A 19,625-nucleotide genomic window follows, 5' to 3' on the forward strand; every position below is an offset into this window, starting at 1 on the left:
TGATTCTCCTGTGCTCACAGCTGCCCGACGTCGGTGACCTTGACCACTGCACGGCCCTCCGCGTCGGAGGCCACGAGGTCGACCTCCGCGCTGATGCCCCAGTCGTGGTCCCCGTTCGGGTCGGCGAAGATCTGCCGGACGCGCCACAGCCTGTTCTGTGGCTCCTCCTCGATGATCAGCAGCCGGGGGCCGCGGGCGTCGGGGCCGGTGCCGAGGTCCTCGTACTCGTCCCAGTACTTGTCCATTGCCTCGCCCCACGCGTCCGCGTCCCAGCCGGCCTCCGCGTCCAGCTCACCCAGCTCGTTCACCTGGTCGAGCGCGGCCAGCTCGACGCGGCGGAACATGGCGTTGCGGACGAGGACCCGGAAGGCACGCGCGTTGGCCGTGACCGGCTTGACCTGGTCGGCCTTCTCCTGGGCCTCCTCGGCGGTCACCACCTCCGGATTGGCGAGCTGCTCCCACTCGTCGAGGAGGCTGGAGTCGACCTGGCGCACCATCTCGCCCAGCCAGGCGATCAGATCCTCCAGGTCCTCGGACTTGAGGTCGTCGGGGACGGTGTGGTCGAGGGCCTTGAAGGCGCCGGCGAGATACCGCAGCACGATGCCCTCGGTGCGGGCCAGCTCGTAGTGGGACACCAACTCGGTGAAGGACATGGCGCGTTCGTACATGTCACGGATGACGGACTTGGGGGACAGAGGATGATCGCCGACCCACGGGTGGCTCTTGCGGTACGTGTTGTAGGCGTGGGAAAGCAGTTCCTCCAACGGCTTCGGGTACGACACGTCCTGGAGGCGCTCCATGCGCTCCTCGTACTCGACGCCGTCCGCCTTCATCAACGCGACGGCCTCCCCGCGCGCCTTGTTCTGCTGGGCCGCGAGAATCTGGCGCGGGTCGTCCAGCGTGGACTCGACCACCGACACCATGTCCAGCGCGTACGACGGGGACTCCGGGTCCAGGAGCTCGAACGCGGCCAGCGCGAAGGTGGACAGGGGCTGGTTCAGGGCGAAGTCCTGCTGCAGGTCCACGGTCAGACGCACGATGCGTCCGGTCGCGTCCGGCTCGTCCAGCTTCTCGACGACACCGCCGTCAAGGAGCGAGCGGTAGATGGCGATCGCGCGCCGGATGTGCCGCAACTGCTGCTTGCGCGGCTCGTGGTTGTCCTCCAGCAGGTGCCGCATGGCGTCGAAGGCGTTGCCGGGGCGCGCGATCACCGACAGCAGCATCGTGTGGGTCACCCGGAAGCGGGAGGTCAGCGGCTCCGGATCGGAGGCGATGAGCTTCTCGAAGGTGGTGTCCGACCAGCCGACAAAACCCTCGGGTGCCTTCTTTCGAACCACCTTGCGGCGCTTCTTCGGGTCGTCGCCCGCCTTGGCGAGCGACTTCTCGTTCTCGATGACGTGCTCGGGCGCCTGCGCGACGACGAAGCCCGCCGTGTCGAAGCCCGCGCGGCCCGCCCGGCCGGCGATCTGGTGGAACTCCCGCGCGCGCAGGGTCCGTACGCGATTGCCGTCGTACTTCGTCAGGGCCGTGAACAGGACCGTGCGGATGGGCACGTTGACGCCGACGCCGAGGGTGTCCGTGCCGCAGATGACCTTCAACAGGCCCGCCTGGGCCAGCTTCTCGACCAGCCGCCGGTACTTGGGAAGCATGCCGGCATGGTGCACGCCGATGCCGTGCCGGACGTAACGGGACAGGTTCTGGCCGAACTTGGTGGTGAAGCGGAAGTTGCCGATCAGATCGGCGATCTTGTCCTTCTCCTCGCGCGTGCACATGTTGATGCTCATCAGCGCCTGCGCCCGCTCCACCGCCTGTGCCTGGGTGAAGTGCACGATGTAGACGGGCGCCTGCCTGGTCTCCAGCAGCTCCGTCAGCGTCTCGGTCATGGGCGTGAGCTTGTACTCGTACGACAGGGGGACCGGGCGGGTCGCCGAGCGGACCACCGAGGTGGGGCGGCCGGTGCGGCGGGTGAGGTCCTTCTCGAACATCGAGACGTCGCCCAGCGTCGCCGACATCAGGATGAACTGCGCCTGCGGCAGCTCCAGGATGGGGATCTGCCAGGCCCAGCCGCGGTCGGCCTCGGCGTAGAAGTGGAACTCGTCCATCACCACCTGGCCGACATCCGCCTGCTTGCCGTCGCGCAGCGCGATGGACGCCAGCACCTCGGCCGTGCAGCAGATGACGGGGGCATCGGAGTTGACGGACGCGTCGCCGGTCAGCATGCCGACGTTCTCCGTGCCGAAGATCTTGCACAGCTCGAAGAACTTCTCGGAGACCAGCGCCTTGATCGGCGCCGTGTAGAAGGTGACCTCGTCACGGGCCAGCGCGGCGAAGTGCGCACCCGCCGCGATCATGCTCTTGCCGGAGCCGGTGGGCGTGGACACGATCACGTTCGCGCCGGAGACGGCCTCGATCAGCGCCTCCTCCTGGTGCGGGTAGAGCGTGAGACCGCGCTCCTGGGCCCACGACTCGAAGGCTTCGTAGAGGGCGTCGGGGTCTGCGGTCTGCGGCAGCTGATCGATGAGGGTCACGCCCCCATCTTGCCTGCGATCCCAGGTGAAGGGGGAATCGGATGCCCGTCCGAAGATCACGGCCGCTACGCTGTGTCGCCGACGGAGCGTCAGCGCACCCGGTCAACTGGACAGCGGCGTACGAGGAATAGGGCGGGAAACGGCCATGATGGGACCAGCACACTCACTCTCGGGGGCCGCTGCCTGGCTCGGGGTCGGAGCCGCCGCGGCCGCGGCGGGCAAGCCGATGCCCTGGCCGGTCGTCCTGGTCGGTGCCCTGATCTGCGCCGGTGCCGCACTCGCTCCGGACCTCGACCACAAGGCGGCGACGATCTCGCGTGCCTTCGGACCGATCTCTCGCGGACTGTGCGAGATCGTCGACAAGCTGTCCTACGCCGTCTACAAGGCGACGAAGAAGCAGGGCGACCCGCGCCGGTCGGGCGGGCACCGGACACTGACCCACACCTGGCTGTGGGCGGTCCTGATCGGTGCGGGCGCCTCCGCCCTCGCGATCACCGGCGGCCGCTGGGCCGTCCTGGCACTCCTTTTCGTGCACATCGTGCTCGCCATCGAAGGCCTGCTGTGGCGGGCGACCCGCGGCTCCAGCGCCGACATCCTGGTCTGGCTGCTCGCCGCGACCAGTGCCTGGATCCTGGCGGGTGTGCTGGACAAGCCGGGCAACGGCTCGGACTGGCTGTTCACCGACCCGGGGCAGCAGTATCTGTGGCTCGGGCTGCCGATCGTGCTGGGCGCGCTGGTACACGACATCGGGGACGCGTTGACGGTGTCCGGCTGCCCGGTGCTGTGGCCCATCCCGATCGGCCGCAAGCGCTGGTACCCGGTCGGTCCGCCGAAGGCCCTGCGATTCCGGGCCGGCAGCTGGGTCGAGCTGAAGGTGCTCATGCCGGCGTTCATGCTGCTCGGGGGAGTGGGCTGCGCGGCGGCGCTCAACTTCATCTGACGCCGACTGCCGGGACGGCCGTCTCGGCTGCGGCCGGCTCAGCCCTGGACGTCCCCACCGCCGTAGCGCCGTTCGAAGGCGGCGACGCGGCCCTCGGTGTCCACCGTCCGGGCCTTGCCGGTGTAGAACGGGTGGCTCTCCGAGGAGATCTCCACATCCACGACCGGGTAGGTCTCGCCGTCGTCCCACTCGATGGTCTGCTCGCTCGTCGCGGTGGACCGGGTCAGGAAGGCGTATCCGGCGGCCCGGTCCCGAAAGACGACCGGTTGGTAGGCCGGCTGCTTGTCCTGCTGCATGCGCGTACTCCTTGGTCGAACCGTCGGCCCCGAGAGGCCTTTGCTTCAGGCGGACGGTCAGCCGGACAGGGCGTCCTCGTCGACGATGTGCATCGCGGCCTCCTCCGCGGAGGCCGCGGCGCCGTCGATGCCCACGTCGGTGGCGATCAGCCCGCTCTCCTCGTCCTCGTGCGCGCCCTCGTTGGGAGCTACCAGTCGGCCGGAGCGGGCGGCGCCCACCTCGTTGTCCAGCGGCTCGCCGTCCGTGCCCGCGCAGTCGCCGATGCCGTCGCCGTCCGATGCCGAGATGTCCGGCAGCTCCTCGGCGAGGCGTTGGTCCAGGGTCTCGCCCTGTCTGCGCTCCGCCGCCGTCACACCGGTGCGTTCGACTGCCCAGGGCCGGTCCGGAGGGGACCAGCCACGGTCGAGAGGGTCGTCGACCCCGTCGGTGACCAGGGTGTCCTCGGCGTCCAGGAGGCCCGCGTCGTCCTGGACCTCGGATCCGTCGGGCTGGTAGACGTCGTCTCCCCATCCCTCGTCACTGTCCACGGGTACCTCCAGGTGGGTGCGGACCGACCCCGGCGCCGCCCACAGGAGCGGGCAGCCGCCTCCAGCGTTCCACCCGCCGACGGGACCGCGCAACGGGACGAGGCCGACCAGGCCCCGCCCCGCTGTCCGATCACCGCTGTGTCACCCGTGCCACGACCGCCACAGCGCCGCGTACGCCCCGTCCGCCGCGACCAGCTCGCCATGGCTGCCGAGCTCACTGATCCGGCCGTTCTCCACGACGGCGATGACGTCCGCGTCATGCGCCGTGTGCAACCGGTGGGCGATGGCGACGACCGTACGGCCGTCCAGGACCCGGGCGAGGGACCGTTCCAGGTGGCGGGCCGCCCGGGGATCGAGGAGCGACGTCGCCTCGTCCAGGACCAGCGTGTGCGGGTCCGCCAGGACCAGCCGGGCCAGGGCGATCTGCTGGGCCTGTGCCGGGGTGAGCGCGAACCCGCCCGAGCCGACCTCGGTGTCCAGCCCCTCGTCCAGCGCGCGGGCCCAGCCATCCGCGTCGACCGCGCCCAGCGCCGCCCACAGTTCGGCGTCCCCGGCGTCCGTACGGGCCAGCAGCAGGTTGTCGCGCAGGGAGCCGACGAAGACGTGGTGTTCCTGGTTGACCAGCGCCACGTGCGAGCGAACCTCCTCGGCCGGCATCTGCGACAGCTCGGCGCCGCCCAGGGTGATGTGGCCGGTGCGGGGCGCGTAGATCCCGGCGAGCAGCCTGCCCAGGGTGGACTTGCCCGCGCCCGAGGGGCCCACCAGGGCCAGCCGGGTGCCCGGTGCGACCTCCAGGGACACCTTGCGCAGCACGTCCACGCCCTCCCGGTAGCCGAAGTGCACCCGGTCCGCGTGCACGTCCCGCCCGTCCGGGACCAGCGAGGGGTCACCCGCCGCCGGCTCGATGTCCCGGACCCCGACGAGCCGGGCCAGCGACACCTGGGCGACCTGGAGCTCGTCGTACCAGCGCAGGATGATCCCCACCGGGTCGACGAGCATCTGGGCCAGCAGCGCGCTCGTGGTCAGCTGGCCCACGTCGATCCAGTCCTGGAGCACGAAGACCCCGCCGACCATCAGCACCGAACAGAGCACCGTGACATGGGTGGCGTTGATGACCGGGAAGAGCACGCACCGCAGCCACAGCGTGTAGCGCTCCCAGGCCGTCCACTCCCTGACCCGCCGGTCCGACAGTTCGATCCGGCGGTCGCCCAGACGGTGGGCCTCGATGGTCCGCCCGGCGTCCACGGTCTCCGCGAGCACGGCGGCGACGGCCGCGTACCCGGCGGCCTCCGAGCGGTAGGCGGAGGGAGCGCGCCGGAAGTACCAGCGGCAGCCGACCACCAGCAGCGGCACCGCGAGGAGCACGGCCGGCGCGAGCGGCGGTGCCGTGACGACGAGCCCGCCGAGCAGCAGCGCGGCCCACACCACGCCGATGGCGAGCTGCGGAACCGCCTCACGCATCGCGTTGGCGAGCCGGTCGATGTCGGTCGTGATGCGGGAGAGCAGATCACCTGTGCCGGCCCGCTCCAGGACACCCGGCGGCAGCCCGACCGCCCGGACGAGGAAGTCCTCGCGCAGGTCGGCCAGCATCCGCTCGCCGAGCATCGCACCGCGCAGCCGCACCTGCCGTACGAAGACGGCCTGTACGACCAGCGCGGCGGCGAACAGGCCGACGGTGAGCTCCAGATGGAGTTCGCGGGCGTCGTCCGAGACCCGCTCGACGAGGTCGCCCAACAGGTACGGGCCGACCATCGAGGCCACCACGGCGACCGTGTTGACGGTGACCAGGAGCAGGAAGGCACGCCGGTGCCTGCGGAACAGTTCGGCCACGTAGGCGCGAACGGTCGAGGAGGCGCCGACCGGCAAGGTGCTCGCCGTGGTCGGGGCCGCCGGATCGTACGCCGGTGGCGCCACGCCGATCATGCCGTCTCTCCGATTTCCTTGAGTTCTGCGAGTTCTTCCATGTCACCGAGGTCGTCGAGATCGGGGTCGAGGGCCGTCTCGTCCTCGGTCTCGCGGGTCACCACGGCCCGGTACCGCGGGTCCTTGTGCACCAGTTCGCGGTGCACACCGACCGCGGCGACCTCGCCCTCGTGGACCAGTACCACCCGGTCCGCGTGGTCCAGGAGCAGCGGTGAGGAGGTGAACACGACCGTCGTGCGGCCGGCGCGCAACTCACTCACCCCGTCCGCGATCCGGGCCTCGGTGTGCGAGTCGACGGCCGACGTCGGTTCGTCGAGCACCAGCACCTCGGGGTCCGTGATCAGCGACCGTGCCAGCGCCAGTCGCTGGCGCTGCCCGCCCGACAGGGACCGTCCGCGCTCGGTGATCCGCGCGTCCAGCGGGTCCTCGGCGTCGAGCGACCCCTGCACGAGCGCCTCCAGCACATCCCCGCACTGCGCGGCGGCCAGCGCCGCGGCGGCGCTCACCGCACCCGAGGCGGGCACGTCGAGGAGCTCGCGCAGCGAACCGGAGAGCAGCACCGGGTCCTTGTCCTGCACGAGGACGGCCGTGCGGGTACTGGCGAGCGGCAGTTCGTCGAGCGGCACGCCGCCGAGGAGGGCCGAGGTGCCCTTCTCGGAGGGGTGGCCGCCCAGTCGCTCCGCCAGCAGACCCGCCGCGTCGGGATCGCCGCACACCACGGCGGTCAGGCGCCCGGCGGGTGCCAGCAACCCGGTCGAGGGGTCGTACAGATCACCGGTCGGCACCACGGCCTCGCGTGAACCCGCCGTGTCCGTGGCGCGCTCCAAGGACAGCACCCGCGCGGCCCGTTTCGCGGAGGGCCGGGAGAAGGAGTACGCCATGGCGATCTCCTCGAAGTGCCGCAGCGGATACGTCAGCAGCATGACCGCGCTGTACACCGTGACCAGTTCGCCGACGGTGATCCGGCCCTGCCTGGCCAGGTGCACACCGTGCCAGACGACCGCGATCATCAGCAGACCCGGCAGCAGCACCTGCACCGCCGAGATCAGTGCCCACATACGGGCGCTGCGCACGGCCGCGTGGCGCACCTCCTGCGAGGCCCGGCGGTAGCGGTCGAGGAAGAGTTCCTCGCCGCCGATGCCGCGCAGTACCCGCAGCCCCGCGACGGTGTCCGAGGCCAGTTCGGTCGCACGGCCCGCCTTCTCGCGCTGGAAGTCGGCGCGTCGGGTGGCCCGGGGCAGCAGCGGCAGCACGGCGAGCGCCAGGACCGGGACACCCACGGCGACGACGATGCCCAGGGCGGGCTGGTAGACGTACAGGCCGACGCAGACCAGGACGACGGTCATGGCGGCGGCGGTGAACCGGGAGAGGGCCTCGACGAACCAGCCGATCTTCTCCACGTCCCCGGTGGAGACGGCGACGATCTCACCGGCCGCGACCCGTCGGGTGAGGGCCGAGCCCAGCTGGGCGGTCCTGCGGGCGAGGAGCTGCTGGACGCGGGCGGCGGCCGTGATCCAGTTGGTGACCGCGGCCCGGTGCAGCATGCTGTCGCCGAGTGCGATGGCCCCACCGCACAGCACCATCAGCCCGCCCGCGAGGGCGAGCCGGCCGCCCGAGCGGTCGACGACGGCCTGGACGGCGAACCCGACGCCGAACGGCAGTCCGGACACGGCCACGAAGTGCAGCAGTCCCCAGGCGAGAGAGGTGATCTGACCGCCGAGCTGGTTGCGGAAGAGCCAGTACAGGAATCTGGGGCCCGAGCGCGCGTCCGGCTCACCAGGGTCGGGGTACGGAAGGTCTTGGATCTTCATGACGTCCCAGTGGCTCGCATCTCGCATGAGGGGGTGGTTTCGGGGGTGACAGTGGGGGGTTACCAGAGGCCGGGAGGCCTACAACGGGCCGTGAAAGGTTCGCGTCACAGCGTGGCCGAAGGCAAACGGTTTTCCGGCAAGAGGCGTGGATTCGGCCCGATTGGCGGTTGATCGCCTCATTGCCGTGCGGGGCCGACTGCCCGTAGAACACCGGCCATGAGAAGCCGGATCATCATGTCCATGCTTGCCGGAGCGACCCTCGTGGCGAGCACCCTCCTCGGGGCGGGACCCGCCCAGTCGGCAGCGGCAGCGGGGGCCGCCCGGACGGTCGACGTGCCCGCCGAGTTCGGCACCGACTGGCACGACCCGGTCACCGCCGCCCCGCCCGTCACCAGGCCCGTCGGCACCCCGTCCTGCGAAGTCACCGTCGCCGAGGCCCAGTTCAAGGACTTCACGCCCTACGAGGGCACGTACACGCCTCCGGGCGGATGCGGCGCGAGCTGGAGCAAGGTCGTGCTGCGCATGGACGGCAAGGTCAAGGGCCGTCAGTACGACCGGCTCGGCTACCTTCACATCGGCGGCGTCGAAGTCCTCCGTACCTCCACTCCGCAGCCCTCGCCGGACGGCATCGCCTGGTCCGTGGAGAAGGACGTCACGCGTTACAGCGACACCCTGAGCAGGCCCCAGCCCGTCGAGATGCTCATCGGAAACGTTGTCAACGACACCTACACCGGCGTTCTCGACGTCAAGGTCACCCTGACGTTCTACGCGGGGAAACCCCTCGCGAAGAACACCCCCGACCGCGTGCTCACCCTCCAGGACGGCACCCTCACCACCCCGCGCAACAGCGAACGGATCGTCGCCGAGGTGTACGCGACCGGTTCGGGCGGCGGCTGCGAGGAGTACTGGTACCTCACTGTCCCCGACGCCGCGCCCTACTCCTGCAAGGCCACGGACGGCCCTTACCGCGAGGTGCAGATCAAGGTCGACGGACAACTGGCCGGAATCGCAGCCCCGTTCCCGACCGTCTGGACCGGCGGCTGGTCCAACCCCTTTCTCTGGTACGTGGTTCCGGGGCCGCGCGCCTTCGACATCAAACCCATCGAATACGATCTGACCCCCTTCGCCGGGGTTCTCAACGACGGCCGCCCGCATGATGTGCAGGTGTCCGTCGTCGGCGTCCCGGAGGGGCAGGCCGGCTGGAGCACCCCCGTCAACGTCCTCGTCTGGCAGGACGCCGGGCGCGCCCGGGTCACCGGCGGCCTGACCGCGCACCACGCGAGCGGCCTGGCCAACTCCTCGACGTATACACCCGGTTCGGCCGACGAGCTGCACCGTCTCGACACCGAGGGCGCTCACCGGCTGACCGTCGCCGGGTATGTGAACACCTCGCACGGCAGGGTCGTCACCACCGTCAGCCGCGCCCTCGCCAACACCTCCGTGCACCGCTGGACCGACGGCGAGAACACCGACGGCCTCACCGCCACCTGGACGGACGCCGAGAAGGTCACCGTCGACGGACGCGGACCGGCCAGGACGACGCGCACGCAGCGGACGTACACCATGGACGGCACGACCACGCTCGGCGCGGGCGACCGTCTGCGGACCGTGCTGACGCTCGGCGACCGGGCGGCCGTCACCGAGACATCGGCCGGGCGGCGCACGGCGTGGTCGTGGCTCGACGACACCTACGCGGGCGACGCGACGTATACGGCGAATGTGCCGCGCGACCAGCGCCACGCCGTCGGGACGACGAGCGAGCGCTACCGACTCCACAGCTCGGCGGGATGCCACGACCGTTCGCTGGTAACCGTGCAGGGGGTGCTCACGGAGGACCGGAGCCGCTGCTGACAGCGCTGTGAGCGCGCTGTGGGGGCGGCCGATGATTTACACGGCCGTCATACGCAAGTTGCAGACGGCGCGAACAGGTCCTCAATAGTGTGTGCGACGCGGAAGCGCTTTTCCGCATCCCAGAAACCCCCCTGGAGGAGTGCTCGTGCCGCAGTCCGTACCGTCCCTGCCGCGACGCGTCGCACGCATACTGCGTACTTCACTGTTCGCGCAGGTCGCTGTCGCGCTTGTGCTCGGCATCGTCGTCGGCAAGCTCTGGCCCGACGTGGCCACGGATCTCAAACCGCTCGGCGACGGTTTCACCCGGCTCATCAAGACGATCATCTCGCCGCTCGTGTTCTGTGTGGTCGTCGTCGGCATCGCCAAAGCCGGAGATCTCAAGGCGTTCGGCCGGATCGGGCTCAAGGCCCTGATCTGGTTCGAGGTGGCGAGCACGCTCGCCCTGGTCATCGGGCTGCTCGCCGCCAACGTCGTCCAGCCCGGCTCGGGCATGAACGTCGACCCGTCCACGCTCGACACCTCGGCGATCGACGCGAAGACCGGCGGCGGCTCGCTGCCGTCGACGACCGAGTTCATCGTCAACGCGATCCCCACCAGTTTCGTCGGCGCCTTCGCCGAGAACGAACTCCTCCAGGTGCTGATCCTTGCCTGCCTGGTGGGCGCCGCGCTGCTCCACCTCGGCCACACCAAGGTGCCGAAGGTGCTGCCCGCCATCGAGCAGGCCCAGGAGATCATCTTCGCGGTCGTCGGCTTCATCATGCGACTCGCCCCGATCGCGGTGTTCGGCGCGATGGCGGTGCTGATCGGTCAGTACGGGCTCGGTGTGATCGAGACGTACGCCAAGCTGATCATCCTCTGCTACGCGGCCGCCGCGCTCTTCATCGCGCTGCTCGCCGTCGCTCTCAGGATGGTCACCGGCCTCAGCCTCTGGAAGTTCCTGCGCTACATCCGTGAGGAGATGCTTCTCGCGCTCGGCACCGCCTCCACCGAGTCCGTGATGCCGCGCGTGATGCTGAAGCTGCGCAAGGCCGGTGCCCGCGACGACGCCGTGGGTCTGGTGCTGCCCACGGGGTACTCCTTCAACCTCGACGGCGCGTCGCTCTACCTCTCCATCGGCACCCTGTTCATCGCCCAGGCCGTGGGCGTGGACCTCAGCCTCGGCCAGCAGATCACCGTCATCCTGGTGCTCATGCTCACCAGCAAGGGCATGGCGGGCATCCCCGGTTCGGCCTTCCTCGCCCTGTCCGCGACCGCCTCCTCGCTCGGGGCCATCCCGGCCGGCGCGGTCGCTCTGCTGCTGGGCGTCGACCGGATCATGGACTCGATGCGCGTCGTCACGAACCTGCTCGGCAACTGCGTCGCCGTCTTCGCCGTCTCCCGCTGGGAGGGCGCGCTGGACCTGGAGCGCGCGAAGAAGGTCCTCGACCGGGAGATCGTGATCTCCGAAGAGGACGACGACGAGGGCGCCGAGGGCGACGCGGACGCAAAGGTGGCCGTGGTGAAGGAGCCGCTGGAGTCGGCGGTCCCGGCCCAGGCGTCCGACACCAAGGAGCCCGCGGGCTGACCCGCGCCGCTCGGACGGGCTGTGGGCCTCCACCGGTGAGACACCGGTGGAGGCCCACAGCCCGTTTTTCTGTCAGCAGTGCCGAGCGGGCGGAGCGCCGGCGCCGTCCATCAGCGTGTCCAGCAGCCCGCCCAGTACCGTGCGCTGCTCGTCCGTCAGCGGCGCGAGGACTTCCTCGGCCGCCGCGCGGCGCGCTCCGCGCAACTCGTCCAGCGCCTTGCGGCCGACGTCCGTGAGTTCGATCCGGATGACCCGCCGGTTGTCGGGATCGGGCGCCCGGCGCACCTTGCCGCTCGTCTCCAGCGCGTCCACCAGTGTCGTCACCGCCCGGGGGACCACCTCCAGGGCCTCCGCCAGATCGGCCATCCGCGGCCGCGAACCGTGGTGCTGGAGGTGGCGCGAGAGGGTGCGCAGCAGCCGTGACTGGGCAGGGGTGATGCCGACTCCGCGCTGTTCCAGATGGTGCTTGTGGATGCGGTGCAGACGGCGGGTCAGGCTCAGCAGCTGGTCGGCGAGCGGACCGTCGGCGTCGGGGGAACTCATACGGGAACAATATCAGGACGCAGTTCATTGTGAACATAGGTAACAATGAGCTAAGCTCCGCCAGTCGTCATCATCATCACCGGTTCTCCCGAAGGAGCCCATGAAACCCGAACAACCCGTCTGGACGCCCTCCGCCGACTCGGCGGACCAGCCGCACCAGGCCCGCCGCATCCTGAAACTCTTCCGCCCCTACCGCGGCCGACTCGCCGTGGTCGGCCTGCTGGTGGCCGCGGCGTCCCTCGTCTCCGTCGCCACCCCCTTCCTGCTGAAGGAGACCCTCGACGTCGCGATCCCCGAGGGCCGCACCGGACTGCTCAGCCTGCTCGCGCTCGGCATGATCGTCAGTGCAGTCCTCGGCGGTGTCCTCGGCGTGCTGCAGACGCTGATCTCCACGACCGTCGGCCAGCGCGTCATGCACGACCTGCGCACCGCCGTCTACGGCCGTCTGCAGATGATGTCGCTCGCCTTCTTCACCCGCACCCGCACCGGCGAGGTCCAGTCCCGCATCGCCAACGACATCGGCGGAATGCAGGCCACCGTCACCTCCACCGCGACCTCGCTTGTCTCCAACTTCACCAGCGTCGTCGCCACGATCGTCGCGATGGTCGCGCTCGACTGGCGGCTGACCATCGTCTCGCTGCTCCTGCTGCCGGTGTTCGTCTGGATCAGCCGGCGCGTCGGCAACGAACGCAAGCGGATCACCACCCAGCGCCAGAAGCAGATGGCCGCGATGGCCGCCACGGTCACCGAGTCGCTGTCGGTGAGCGGGATCCTGCTCGGCCGCACGATGGGCCGCGCCGACTCGCTCACCCGGTCCTTCGCCGCGGAGTCCGAGAGCCTGGTCGATCTCGAAGTGCGCTCCAGCATGGCCGGCCGCTGGCGGATGGCCGTCATCGGCATCGTCATGTCCGCCATGCCGGCCGTCATCTACTGGGCCGCGGGCCTCGCCCTCCAGTTCGGGGGCCCGTCCGTCTCCATCGGCACGCTCGTCGCCTTCGTCTCGCTCCAGCAGGGCCTGTTCCGGCCCGCCGTCAGCCTGCTGAGCACCGGCGTCCAGATCCAGGCCTCGCTCGCGCTCTTCCAGCGCATCTTCGAGTACCTCGACCTGCCCATCGACATCACCGAGCCGGAGAACCCGGTCCACCTCGACACGGTCAAGGGCGAAGTCCGCCTCGAGGACGTGGAGTTCCGCTACGACGACAAGAGCCGCCCGATCCTCGACGGCGTCGACATCACCGTCCCCGCGGGCGGCAGTCTGGCGGTCGTCGGTCCGACCGGCGCCGGCAAGTCCACGCTCGGCCACCTCGTGCCCCGGCTGTACGACGTGACGGGCGGCCGGGTCACCATCGACGGCGTCGACGTCCGCGACCTCGACTTCGACACGCTCGCCCGCGCGGTCGGCGTCGTCTCCCAGGAGACGTACCTCTTCCACGCCACGGTCGCCGACAACCTGCGCTTCGCCAAACCGGACGCCACCGACGAGGAACTGCACGCGGCGGCTCGCGCGGCCCAGATCCACGACCACATCTCGTCCCTGCCCGACGGCTACGAGACCGTCGTCGGCGAACGCGGCCACCGCTTCTCCGGCGGCGAGAAGCAGCGCCTCGCCATCGCCCGTACGATCCTGCGCGACCCGCCCGTCCTCATCCTCGACGAGGCGACCAGCGCCCTGGACACCGGCACCGAACACGCCGTCCAGGAGGCCATCGACGCACTGTCGGCCGACCGCACCACGCTTACCATCGCGCACCGGCTGTCCACCATCCGGGGCGCCGACCAGATCGTGGTCCTGGATTCCGGGCGGGTGGCCGAGAGGGGCACGCACGAGGAACTCCTGCGCCAGGACGGGCGCTACGCGGCCCTCGTCCGCCGGGATGCCCAACTGGAGCCGACCGGGTGACGTATCTGGTCGAACAAGATGAAGATATGTCGGGTTTATGACGTTCTGCGGGTTACCGTGCCCGCATGCAGATGAACACTCCGTCACGGAGCACGATTCGCCTGACGCGCCGTGGCCGGGCCGTCCTCATCGCGACCGGAGCCGTCGTCGCGGCCACCGCCGTGGCGGTGCCGCTGCTGAGCGTCGACAGCGAAGGGGACCCCCGGCCGACCTCCCTCCTCATCCCGGAGGGCTGGCGCTCCATCCAGGTGTACGAGGCGGTCGACAAGGCCCTCGCCCTGCCGGCCGGGACCACCAAGAAGTCGCTCGCCAAGGCCCGGCTGAGACTTCCGAGCGACGCCGAGGGCAACCCCGAGGGGTATCTCTTCCCGGCGACCTATCCGCTGAAGGAGAAGACCACCCCGGAATCCCTGCTGTCGGTCATGGTCGACACCGCCAACCAGCGGTTCGGCGGTCCGCCGGTCACCGCGGGGGCGCAGCGCAACGCCATGAACGTCTATCAGGCCGTCACCATCGCGAGCATCGTCCAGGCCGAGGCCGCCGGCAAGCAGGACATGGGGAAGGTGGCCCGGGTCGTCTTCAACCGGCTCGAGCGCGGGATGCCGCTCCAGATGGACTCCACGATCAACTACGCGCTGAACAGGTCCACGCTGCGAACGACGGCCGGCGACACCCGCCTGAACAGCCCGTACAACTCCTACCTGCGCATGGGCCTGCCGCCCACGCCGATCGCCAACCCCGGTGACGAGGCGATGCGGGCCGCCATCAACCCGACACCGGGCGACTGGCTGTACTTCGTCACCGTCAAGCCCGGAGACACCCGTTTCACGGCCGACTACGCCGAACACCAGCGCAATGTCGCCGAGTTCAACCAGAACCAGAAGAACCAGAAGAACCAGAAGAGCGAGAAGAGCGATCAGAACCGGAAGAGCCCGGTCCGTGGGCAGCAGAGCGGGCAGCCCGCCACATGACCCGACGGGCGGCACCGCGGTACGGGACGTCAGACAGCGGCCGGCTCCTGCTCGAGCAGCCGTCTGATGTCCCGTACGGCCGCCCGCCCGGCCCGGTTGGCGCCGATGGTGCTCGCCGAGGGACCGTAGCCGACCAGATGGACGCGCGGATCGGTGACCGCGCGCGTCCCCTCGACGCGGATGCCACCGCCGGGCTCACGCAGTCTGAGCGGCGCCAGATGGTCGATCGCGGCCCGGAATCCCGTCGCCCAGAGGATCACGTCGGCTTCGACGCGCTGTCCGTCGGCCCACTGGACCCCGTCCGGGGTGATCCGGTCGAACATGGGCCGCCGGTCGAGCACGCCGTCGGCGAGGGCCTGCCGGATCGCCTCGTTGAGGGGCAGGCCGGTGACCGACACGACGCTCTTGGGCGGCAGTCCCTGCCGGACCCGCTCCTCGACGAGGGCGACGGCCTCCCGCCCGAACTCCTCGGTGAAGGGCCCCTCCCGGAAGACCGGCGGACGCCGGGTCACCCAGGTGGTCGAGGCGGCGTACGGCGCGATCTCCATCAGATGCTGGGTACCGGAGGCCCCGCCGCCCACCACGACGACCCGCTGCCCGGCGAAATCCTCGGGCCCCGGGTACTGCGCGGTGTGCAACTGGCGCCCCCGGAAGGTCTCCTGGCCCGGATAGCGTGGCCAGAACGGCCGGTCCCAGGTGCCGGTGGCGTTGATCAGCGCACGTGCCGACCAGGCGCCGTCCGAGGTCTCGACGAGCAACCGCCCGTCTCCGTCGCCCTCGCGCACGGCACGTACCTCCACCGGCCGCCGCACCCGCAGATCGAAGGTGCGCTCGTAGGTGTCGAAGTACTCGCCGATGACCTCGGAGGAGGGCCGGGCCGGGTCGGCGTCCGTCAGTTCCATGCCGGGCAGCGCGTGCATCCCGTGCACCTTGCCGTACGTGAGCGACGGCCAGCGGAACTGCCAGGCGCCACCGGGACGCGGGGCGTGATCGAGCACGACGAAGTCACGCTCCGGCACGAAACCGGTGCGCTGCAGGTGATAGGCGCTGGACAGACCGGCCTGACCTGCGCCTATGACGACGACATCGACTTCTTGTACGCCCTCGCGTACCCCGGTGTTGTTCACGCTTCTACTAACCGGGGGAGGGGCGAGGATCTTCCCGCCCGCCGGTCCCCGGCATCCAGCCGTCCCCGCTCATGACTCCTTGCTGGGGCGCGGGGCGGTGGTGGACGGAGGCAGGTCGTCGTTGAACCGCCGGTCCACGTACTTGGCGAAGTCGACCTTGTTCGGGATGAGCTTGAGGCTGGTGAAGGTGTCCGCGATCTGCTGCTCGGACGCGACCAGCGCGTCGTCGATCGCCACCGGGATACGGGTCGCGTTGGAGCGGTTCACCGAGGCGAGCGCCACGTCGTACGGCAGCCCGGTGTCCTTCGCCCACACCTTGGCCCATGCTTCCGGGTGCGCGTACACCCAGTCCTGGGCCCGCCGCAGCCGCTCCACGAAGTCCTTGACGGCAGCGGCCTTCTTGCTGTCCGCCAGCGCGGAGGGCGCCGCCACCTGGAAGTTGAGCCCGTTGACCACCCCCACGCCGTCGGCCAGGACGCGCCCCTGCCCGCCCTTGAGTATCTGCGAGGTGTACGGGTCCCACACCGCCCACGCGTCGACACTGCCGCTGGTGTACGCGGCCAGCGCGTCGGCCGGCTGGAGGTACTTGACCTTGATGTCGTCGAGGGTGAGCCCAGCCTGCTTGAGGGACGCGATCAACTGGTAGTGCGCGGACGAACCCTGCGCCACGGCAACGGACTTGCCCTTCAGGTCGGCGGCCTTCCTGAGCTTCGAGTCCTTGGGGACGAGGATGGCCTCGCCCTGGGACCCGCCGCGCAGGGCGCCCACCACCGTGATGTGGGAACCGGCGCCGGCCGCGAAGACCGGCGGGGTGTTGCCGACGCTGCCGATGTCGACGGCCTTGGCGTTGACGGCTTCGAGGAGTGGCGGGCCGGAGGTGAAGGTGGACCACTTGATCTTGTAGTCCAGGTTCTTGAGTTCCCCGGCCGCCCGCAGAACGGCCTCCGAACCGCCCTTCTGGTCACCGACGTTGAGCGTGAGGGAACCCTTGCCGTCGGTGTCACTGCCGGAGCCGAGCGAGGAGGCGGCAGAGCTGCCGCCGCAGGCGGAGGCGAGGAGGGCGAGGGGGAGGAGCAGTGCGGCGGGGACGAGGTGTCGTCGCATGGTGTCGTTCGTTCCGATCGTTCTGTTCGGCTGGGGCGAACCCCAAGGGGAGGTGGGAGCGCGGAAGTTCAGGCGGCTTCGGCGGCGGTGTCGACGCCCAGGCGTTCAAGGAGCTGGGCGCGCAACTCGGCGAACCGGGGGTCCGTGATGTCGCGCGGACGGTCCAGGTCGACCGTCGTCTCGTACGCGATGACGCCCTCGTCCATCACGAGCACGCGGTCGGCGAGCAGTACCGCCTCCTCGACGTCGTGCGTCACCAACAGGACGGCGCAGCCCCGGCGTTGCCAGAGCTCACCGACCAGCCGCTGCGCCTTGATACGGGTGAGCGCGTCCAGGGCGCCGAACGGCTCGTCGAGCAGCAGGAGGTCCGGCTCGCGCACCAACGCCCTTGCCAGTGAGGCGCGTTGGGCCTCACCGCCGGACAGGGTCTTGGGCCAGGCGTCGGAACGGTGACTGAGGCCGACCTCGGTGAGGGCCTGCTCGGCGACCTCGCGTCCGGGCTTGCCGGGCAGCCCGAGCAGGACGTTGCGCCACACCTTCTTCCACGGCATCAGCCGGGGCGCCTGAAAGGCGACGGCCTTGCGGCGCGGTACGAGGACGGTGCCCGCGATGTCGCGGTCGAGACCGGCGAGGATGCGCAGCAGCGTGGACTTCCCGCAGCCGCTGCGGCCAAGCAGGGCCACGAACTCGCCCGGCCGGACGTCGAGTTGCAGGTTGTCGATGACGACGCGGCCGTCGAAGGACCGGGTCAGCCCGTCGACCCGTACGGCCGGCGAGGTCACCGTCCGGTGAACGTGGGTCGCCATTGCAGCAGCAGCCTTTCGAGGGAGCGGACGACGAAGTCGGCCAGCAGGCCGAGGAACGCGTAGACGATGAGGCAGACCACGATCACGTCGGTCCGCAGGAAGTCCCGCGCCTGCACCATGAGGAAGCCGATACCGGAGTCCGCGTTGATCTGCTCGGCGAAGACCAGCGCGAGCCAGGCGATGCCGAGCGAGTAGCGCAGCCCGGTCATCGCCCCGGGCAGCGCGCCCGGCAGCACCACATGGCGGACGAGCCCCCACCGGGACAGCCCCAGAGACTCCCCGGCCTCGATCAACTGGGCGTCCACACCGCGGATTCCGGCGTAGACGTTGAGGTAGAGCGGGAAGGTCACGCCGAGGGTGATGATCGCGACCTTCGGGGCCTCGCCGATGCCGAACCAGATGATGAACAGCGGGATCAGACCGACGAACGGCACGGTCCGCAGCATCTGGACCGGGGCGTCGACGAGATCCTCGCCGACCCGGAACAGCCCCGAGACCAGGGCGAGCCCGGTGCCGATGACGGTGCCGAAGAGCAGTCCCAGCGCGACGCGTTGGAGCGAGGTGCCCATCGCGTTGCCCAGCGAACCGTCGGCGATCAGATCACTGCCGACCTCGGCGATCCGCCCGGGCGAGGCGAGGATGCCGGAGGTCAACACGCCGGTACTGCTGAGGAGTTGCCAGAGGGCCAGGAGCAGAAGGGGGCCCGAGGTGCGGCGCAGCCAGCGTGGGACGCGGGTGCGGCGTGTGGAGGTGGGGACGATGGGCTCGAGGTCCGGAGCGGCGCGCCCGATGTCGCCGGACGGTGATTTACCGGATATGTCGGGTGCGGGGGAACCGGGTGGGGCATGGCTGATGCTCATGAGTGCTCCACGAGGAGGAGAGCGACCGGAGAGGGGGTGTGCCTCGGCGCCGCCACGTCCGAGCTGGATCAGGGCAGATCCCGGACGTGCGGGTTGGGCGGTGCCCAGGCGGGCTGGAGGGGAGAGGAAAAGGGCGTCAGCAGCCGCGGCGACACGCGGCGGAGGCCACCCGCAGCAGGTCGATGTGACCGCGCGTGGTGAGCATGGCTGAACGCAACATGCCGCTGAAAGTAGCCAGGTGGCGCGTCGCGGTCAATGGCGTCTCACCTGGTGGGCCTGTCATGTCAAGGGATGGAAGCGGGATCGGGTGTGGCTCCCGTCCGCCGGGTGATGATGGGTCACATGTCCAACGCCTTCACCACCCGCGTACTGAACATCGCCTCCGGCACCCGGGAGACGGTCGTCGACCTCACCCATGACTGCGAGACCTTCCTGAGGGAGGTGGCGGACGGGCGCGACGGGCTTCTCAATGTCTTCGTCCCGCACGCCACCGCCGGAATCGCCGTCATCGAAACGGGCGCGGGCAGCGACGACGACCTCCTCGCCGCGCTGCACACCCTGCTCCCCGCCGACGACCGCTGGCAGCACCGCCACGGCACCCCGGGCCACGGCCGCGACCACGTGCTCCCGGCCCTCGTACCGCCGCACGCCACGCTGCCGGTGGTGGGCGGGCGGCTGGAGCTGGGGACCTGGCAGTCGGTGTGCCTGGTGGACACGAACGTCGACAACGCGAACCGTCAGGTGCGACTTGGCTTCCTGGGCTGAATGTGATTGAGACGGGCAGCCGGAGGGGCCGGCGCGCGTTTCACCAGGGGGGCGTGACCGGCGGCGACGGCGGCTTCGGGGGCGATTCGGGCGCGTCCTGGCTCCATG

17 protein-coding genes are annotated in these 19,625 nt (G+C 70.1%); 6 read left to right on the plus strand and 11 right to left on the minus strand.

Features of this window, described 5'->3' with window-relative positions; genetic code table 11:
• Positions 1 to 14: 14 nt before the first annotated feature.
• Positions 15 to 2,528: a DUF3516 domain-containing protein gene (locus ABZ855_RS12875; protein WP_360805388.1), complete on the minus strand. Its 2,514-nt coding sequence runs from the start codon at positions 2,526 to 2,528 to the stop codon at positions 15 to 17.
• Between the two features lie 145 nt (positions 2,529 to 2,673).
• Here ABZ855_RS12875 and ABZ855_RS12880 point away from each other — a divergent pair, with 145 nt between their 5' ends.
• Entirely contained in the window at positions 2,674 to 3,468 is a 795-nt protein-coding gene (locus ABZ855_RS12880; protein WP_319203292.1) for a metal-dependent hydrolase, read from the plus strand.
• A gap of 38 nt (positions 3,469 to 3,506) precedes the next feature.
• Here the strand turns inward: ABZ855_RS12880 and ABZ855_RS12885 are convergent, their stop codons facing one another.
• From ABZ855_RS12885 to ABZ855_RS12900, 4 genes are all read right to left on the minus strand, one after another.
• Positions 3,507 to 3,764 (minus strand): type B 50S ribosomal protein L31, encoded by a 258-nt coding sequence (locus ABZ855_RS12885; RefSeq protein ID WP_319203290.1) that lies wholly within the window; start codon positions 3,762 to 3,764, stop codon positions 3,507 to 3,509.
• Between the two features lie 57 nt (positions 3,765 to 3,821).
• Entirely contained in the window at positions 3,822 to 4,292 is a 471-nt protein-coding gene (locus ABZ855_RS12890) for a DUF5709 domain-containing protein (RefSeq protein WP_360805393.1), read from the minus strand.
• A gap of 141 nt (positions 4,293 to 4,433) precedes the next feature.
• On the minus strand, positions 4,434 to 6,215 hold the full coding sequence (locus tag ABZ855_RS12895; protein WP_360805396.1) for an ABC transporter ATP-binding protein: 1,782 nt from the start codon (positions 6,213 to 6,215) through the stop codon (positions 4,434 to 4,436).
• Positions 6,212 to 8,026 (minus strand): ABC transporter ATP-binding protein, encoded by a 1,815-nt coding sequence (locus ABZ855_RS12900; protein ID WP_360805561.1) that lies wholly within the window; start codon positions 8,024 to 8,026, stop codon positions 6,212 to 6,214. Before ABZ855_RS12900 ends, ABZ855_RS12895 begins: the two co-directional genes overlap by 4 nt.
• A 216-nt stretch (positions 8,027 to 8,242) precedes the next feature.
• Here ABZ855_RS12900 and ABZ855_RS12905 point away from each other — a divergent pair, with 216 nt between their 5' ends.
• Complete coding sequence (locus ABZ855_RS12905; protein WP_360805399.1) at positions 8,243 to 9,877, plus strand: peptide-N4-asparagine amidase; 1,635 nt, start codon at positions 8,243 to 8,245, stop codon at positions 9,875 to 9,877.
• Between the two features lie 145 nt (positions 9,878 to 10,022).
• A complete protein-coding gene (locus ABZ855_RS12910; RefSeq protein ID WP_360805402.1) occupies positions 10,023 to 11,441 on the plus strand; it encodes a cation:dicarboxylase symporter family transporter in 1,419 nt (472 codons plus the stop codon).
• Positions 11,442 to 11,513: 72 nt separating this feature from the next.
• Here ABZ855_RS12910 and ABZ855_RS12915 read toward each other — a convergent pair whose 3' ends face one another.
• Positions 11,514 to 11,984, minus strand: a complete 471-nt coding sequence (locus ABZ855_RS12915) for a MarR family transcriptional regulator (protein WP_360805405.1) — start codon at positions 11,982 to 11,984, stop codon at positions 11,514 to 11,516.
• A 100-nt stretch (positions 11,985 to 12,084) separates the two neighbouring features.
• Here ABZ855_RS12915 and ABZ855_RS12920 point away from each other — a divergent pair, with 100 nt between their 5' ends.
• The gene (locus ABZ855_RS12920; protein WP_360805408.1) at positions 12,085 to 13,884 is read left to right on the plus strand and encodes an ABC transporter ATP-binding protein; all 1,800 of its coding nucleotides are present in this window, start codon (positions 12,085 to 12,087) and stop codon (positions 13,882 to 13,884) included.
• Positions 13,885 to 13,949: 65 nt separating this feature from the next.
• Entirely contained in the window at positions 13,950 to 14,855 is a 906-nt protein-coding gene (gene mltG / locus ABZ855_RS12925; RefSeq protein WP_360805411.1) for an endolytic transglycosylase MltG, read from the plus strand.
• A gap of 29 nt (positions 14,856 to 14,884) precedes the next feature.
• On the opposite strand, the gene ABZ855_RS12930 is transcribed toward mltG, so the two are convergent.
• The 5 genes from ABZ855_RS12930 to ABZ855_RS12950 form a co-directional block, all read right to left on the minus strand.
• On the minus strand, positions 14,885 to 15,982 hold the full coding sequence (locus ABZ855_RS12930; RefSeq protein WP_360805414.1) for an NAD(P)-binding domain-containing protein: 1,098 nt from the start codon (positions 15,980 to 15,982) through the stop codon (positions 14,885 to 14,887).
• 69 nt (positions 15,983 to 16,051) lie between these two features.
• Positions 16,052 to 17,086 (minus strand): ABC transporter substrate-binding protein, encoded by a 1,035-nt coding sequence (locus ABZ855_RS12935; RefSeq protein WP_360805417.1) that lies wholly within the window; start codon positions 17,084 to 17,086, stop codon positions 16,052 to 16,054.
• Between the two features lie 68 nt (positions 17,087 to 17,154).
• Positions 17,155 to 17,892 (minus strand): ABC transporter ATP-binding protein, encoded by a 738-nt coding sequence (locus ABZ855_RS12940; protein WP_360805420.1) that lies wholly within the window; start codon positions 17,890 to 17,892, stop codon positions 17,155 to 17,157.
• Positions 17,865 to 18,752, minus strand: coding sequence for an ABC transporter permease (locus tag ABZ855_RS12945; protein ID WP_360805423.1), 888 nt, complete (start codon positions 18,750 to 18,752; stop codon positions 17,865 to 17,867). The genes ABZ855_RS12940 and ABZ855_RS12945 overlap by 28 nt, the downstream gene beginning before the upstream one ends.
• A gap of 136 nt (positions 18,753 to 18,888) precedes the next feature.
• Positions 18,889 to 19,035 carry a putative leader peptide gene (locus tag ABZ855_RS12950; RefSeq protein WP_360805426.1) on the minus strand — a complete coding sequence of 49 codons (147 nt, stop codon included), beginning with the start codon at positions 19,033 to 19,035 and terminating at the stop codon, positions 18,889 to 18,891.
• A gap of 59 nt (positions 19,036 to 19,094) precedes the next feature.
• Here ABZ855_RS12950 and ABZ855_RS12955 point away from each other — a divergent pair, with 59 nt between their 5' ends.
• Positions 19,095 to 19,517: a secondary thiamine-phosphate synthase enzyme YjbQ gene (locus ABZ855_RS12955; RefSeq protein ID WP_360805429.1), complete on the plus strand. Its 423-nt coding sequence runs from the start codon at positions 19,095 to 19,097 to the stop codon at positions 19,515 to 19,517.
• Positions 19,518 to 19,625 lie beyond the last annotated feature (108 nt).

It is taken from the genome of Streptomyces sp. NPDC047042 (assembly GCF_040644035.1).
Taxonomy (GTDB): Bacteria; Actinomycetota; Actinomycetes; order Streptomycetales; family Streptomycetaceae; genus Streptomyces.

Excerpts from the sequence above, each read along its gene's own strand:
- ABZ855_RS12880 (WP_319203292.1), top strand. The coding sequence starts at position 2,674 with ATGATGGGACCAGCACACTCACTCTCGGGGGCCGCTGCCTGGCTCGGG.
- ABZ855_RS12885 (WP_319203290.1), bottom strand. The coding sequence starts at position 3,764 with ATGCAGCAGGACAAGCAGCCGGCCTACCAACCGGTCGTCTTTCGGGAC.
- ABZ855_RS12895 (WP_360805396.1), bottom strand. The coding sequence starts at position 6,215 with ATGATCGGCGTGGCGCCACCGGCGTACGATCCGGCGGCCCCGACCACG.
- ABZ855_RS12900 (WP_360805561.1), bottom strand. The coding sequence starts at position 8,026 with ATGAAGATCCAAGACCTTCCGTACCCCGACCCTGGTGAGCCGGACGCG.
- ABZ855_RS12905 (WP_360805399.1), top strand. The coding sequence starts at position 8,243 with ATGAGAAGCCGGATCATCATGTCCATGCTTGCCGGAGCGACCCTCGTG.
- ABZ855_RS12915 (WP_360805405.1), bottom strand. The coding sequence starts at position 11,984 with ATGAGTTCCCCCGACGCCGACGGTCCGCTCGCCGACCAGCTGCTGAGC.
- ABZ855_RS12920 (WP_360805408.1), top strand. The coding sequence starts at position 12,085 with ATGAAACCCGAACAACCCGTCTGGACGCCCTCCGCCGACTCGGCGGAC.
- mltG (WP_360805411.1), top strand. The coding sequence starts at position 13,950 with ATGCAGATGAACACTCCGTCACGGAGCACGATTCGCCTGACGCGCCGT.
- ABZ855_RS12935 (WP_360805417.1), bottom strand. The coding sequence starts at position 17,086 with ATGCGACGACACCTCGTCCCCGCCGCACTGCTCCTCCCCCTCGCCCTC.
- ABZ855_RS12940 (WP_360805420.1), bottom strand. The coding sequence starts at position 17,892 with ATGGCGACCCACGTTCACCGGACGGTGACCTCGCCGGCCGTACGGGTC.
- ABZ855_RS12945 (WP_360805423.1), bottom strand. The coding sequence starts at position 18,752 with ATGAGCATCAGCCATGCCCCACCCGGTTCCCCCGCACCCGACATATCC.
- ABZ855_RS12950 (WP_360805426.1), bottom strand. The coding sequence starts at position 19,035 with ATGACAGGCCCACCAGGTGAGACGCCATTGACCGCGACGCGCCACCTG.
- ABZ855_RS12955 (WP_360805429.1), top strand. The coding sequence starts at position 19,095 with ATGTCCAACGCCTTCACCACCCGCGTACTGAACATCGCCTCCGGCACC.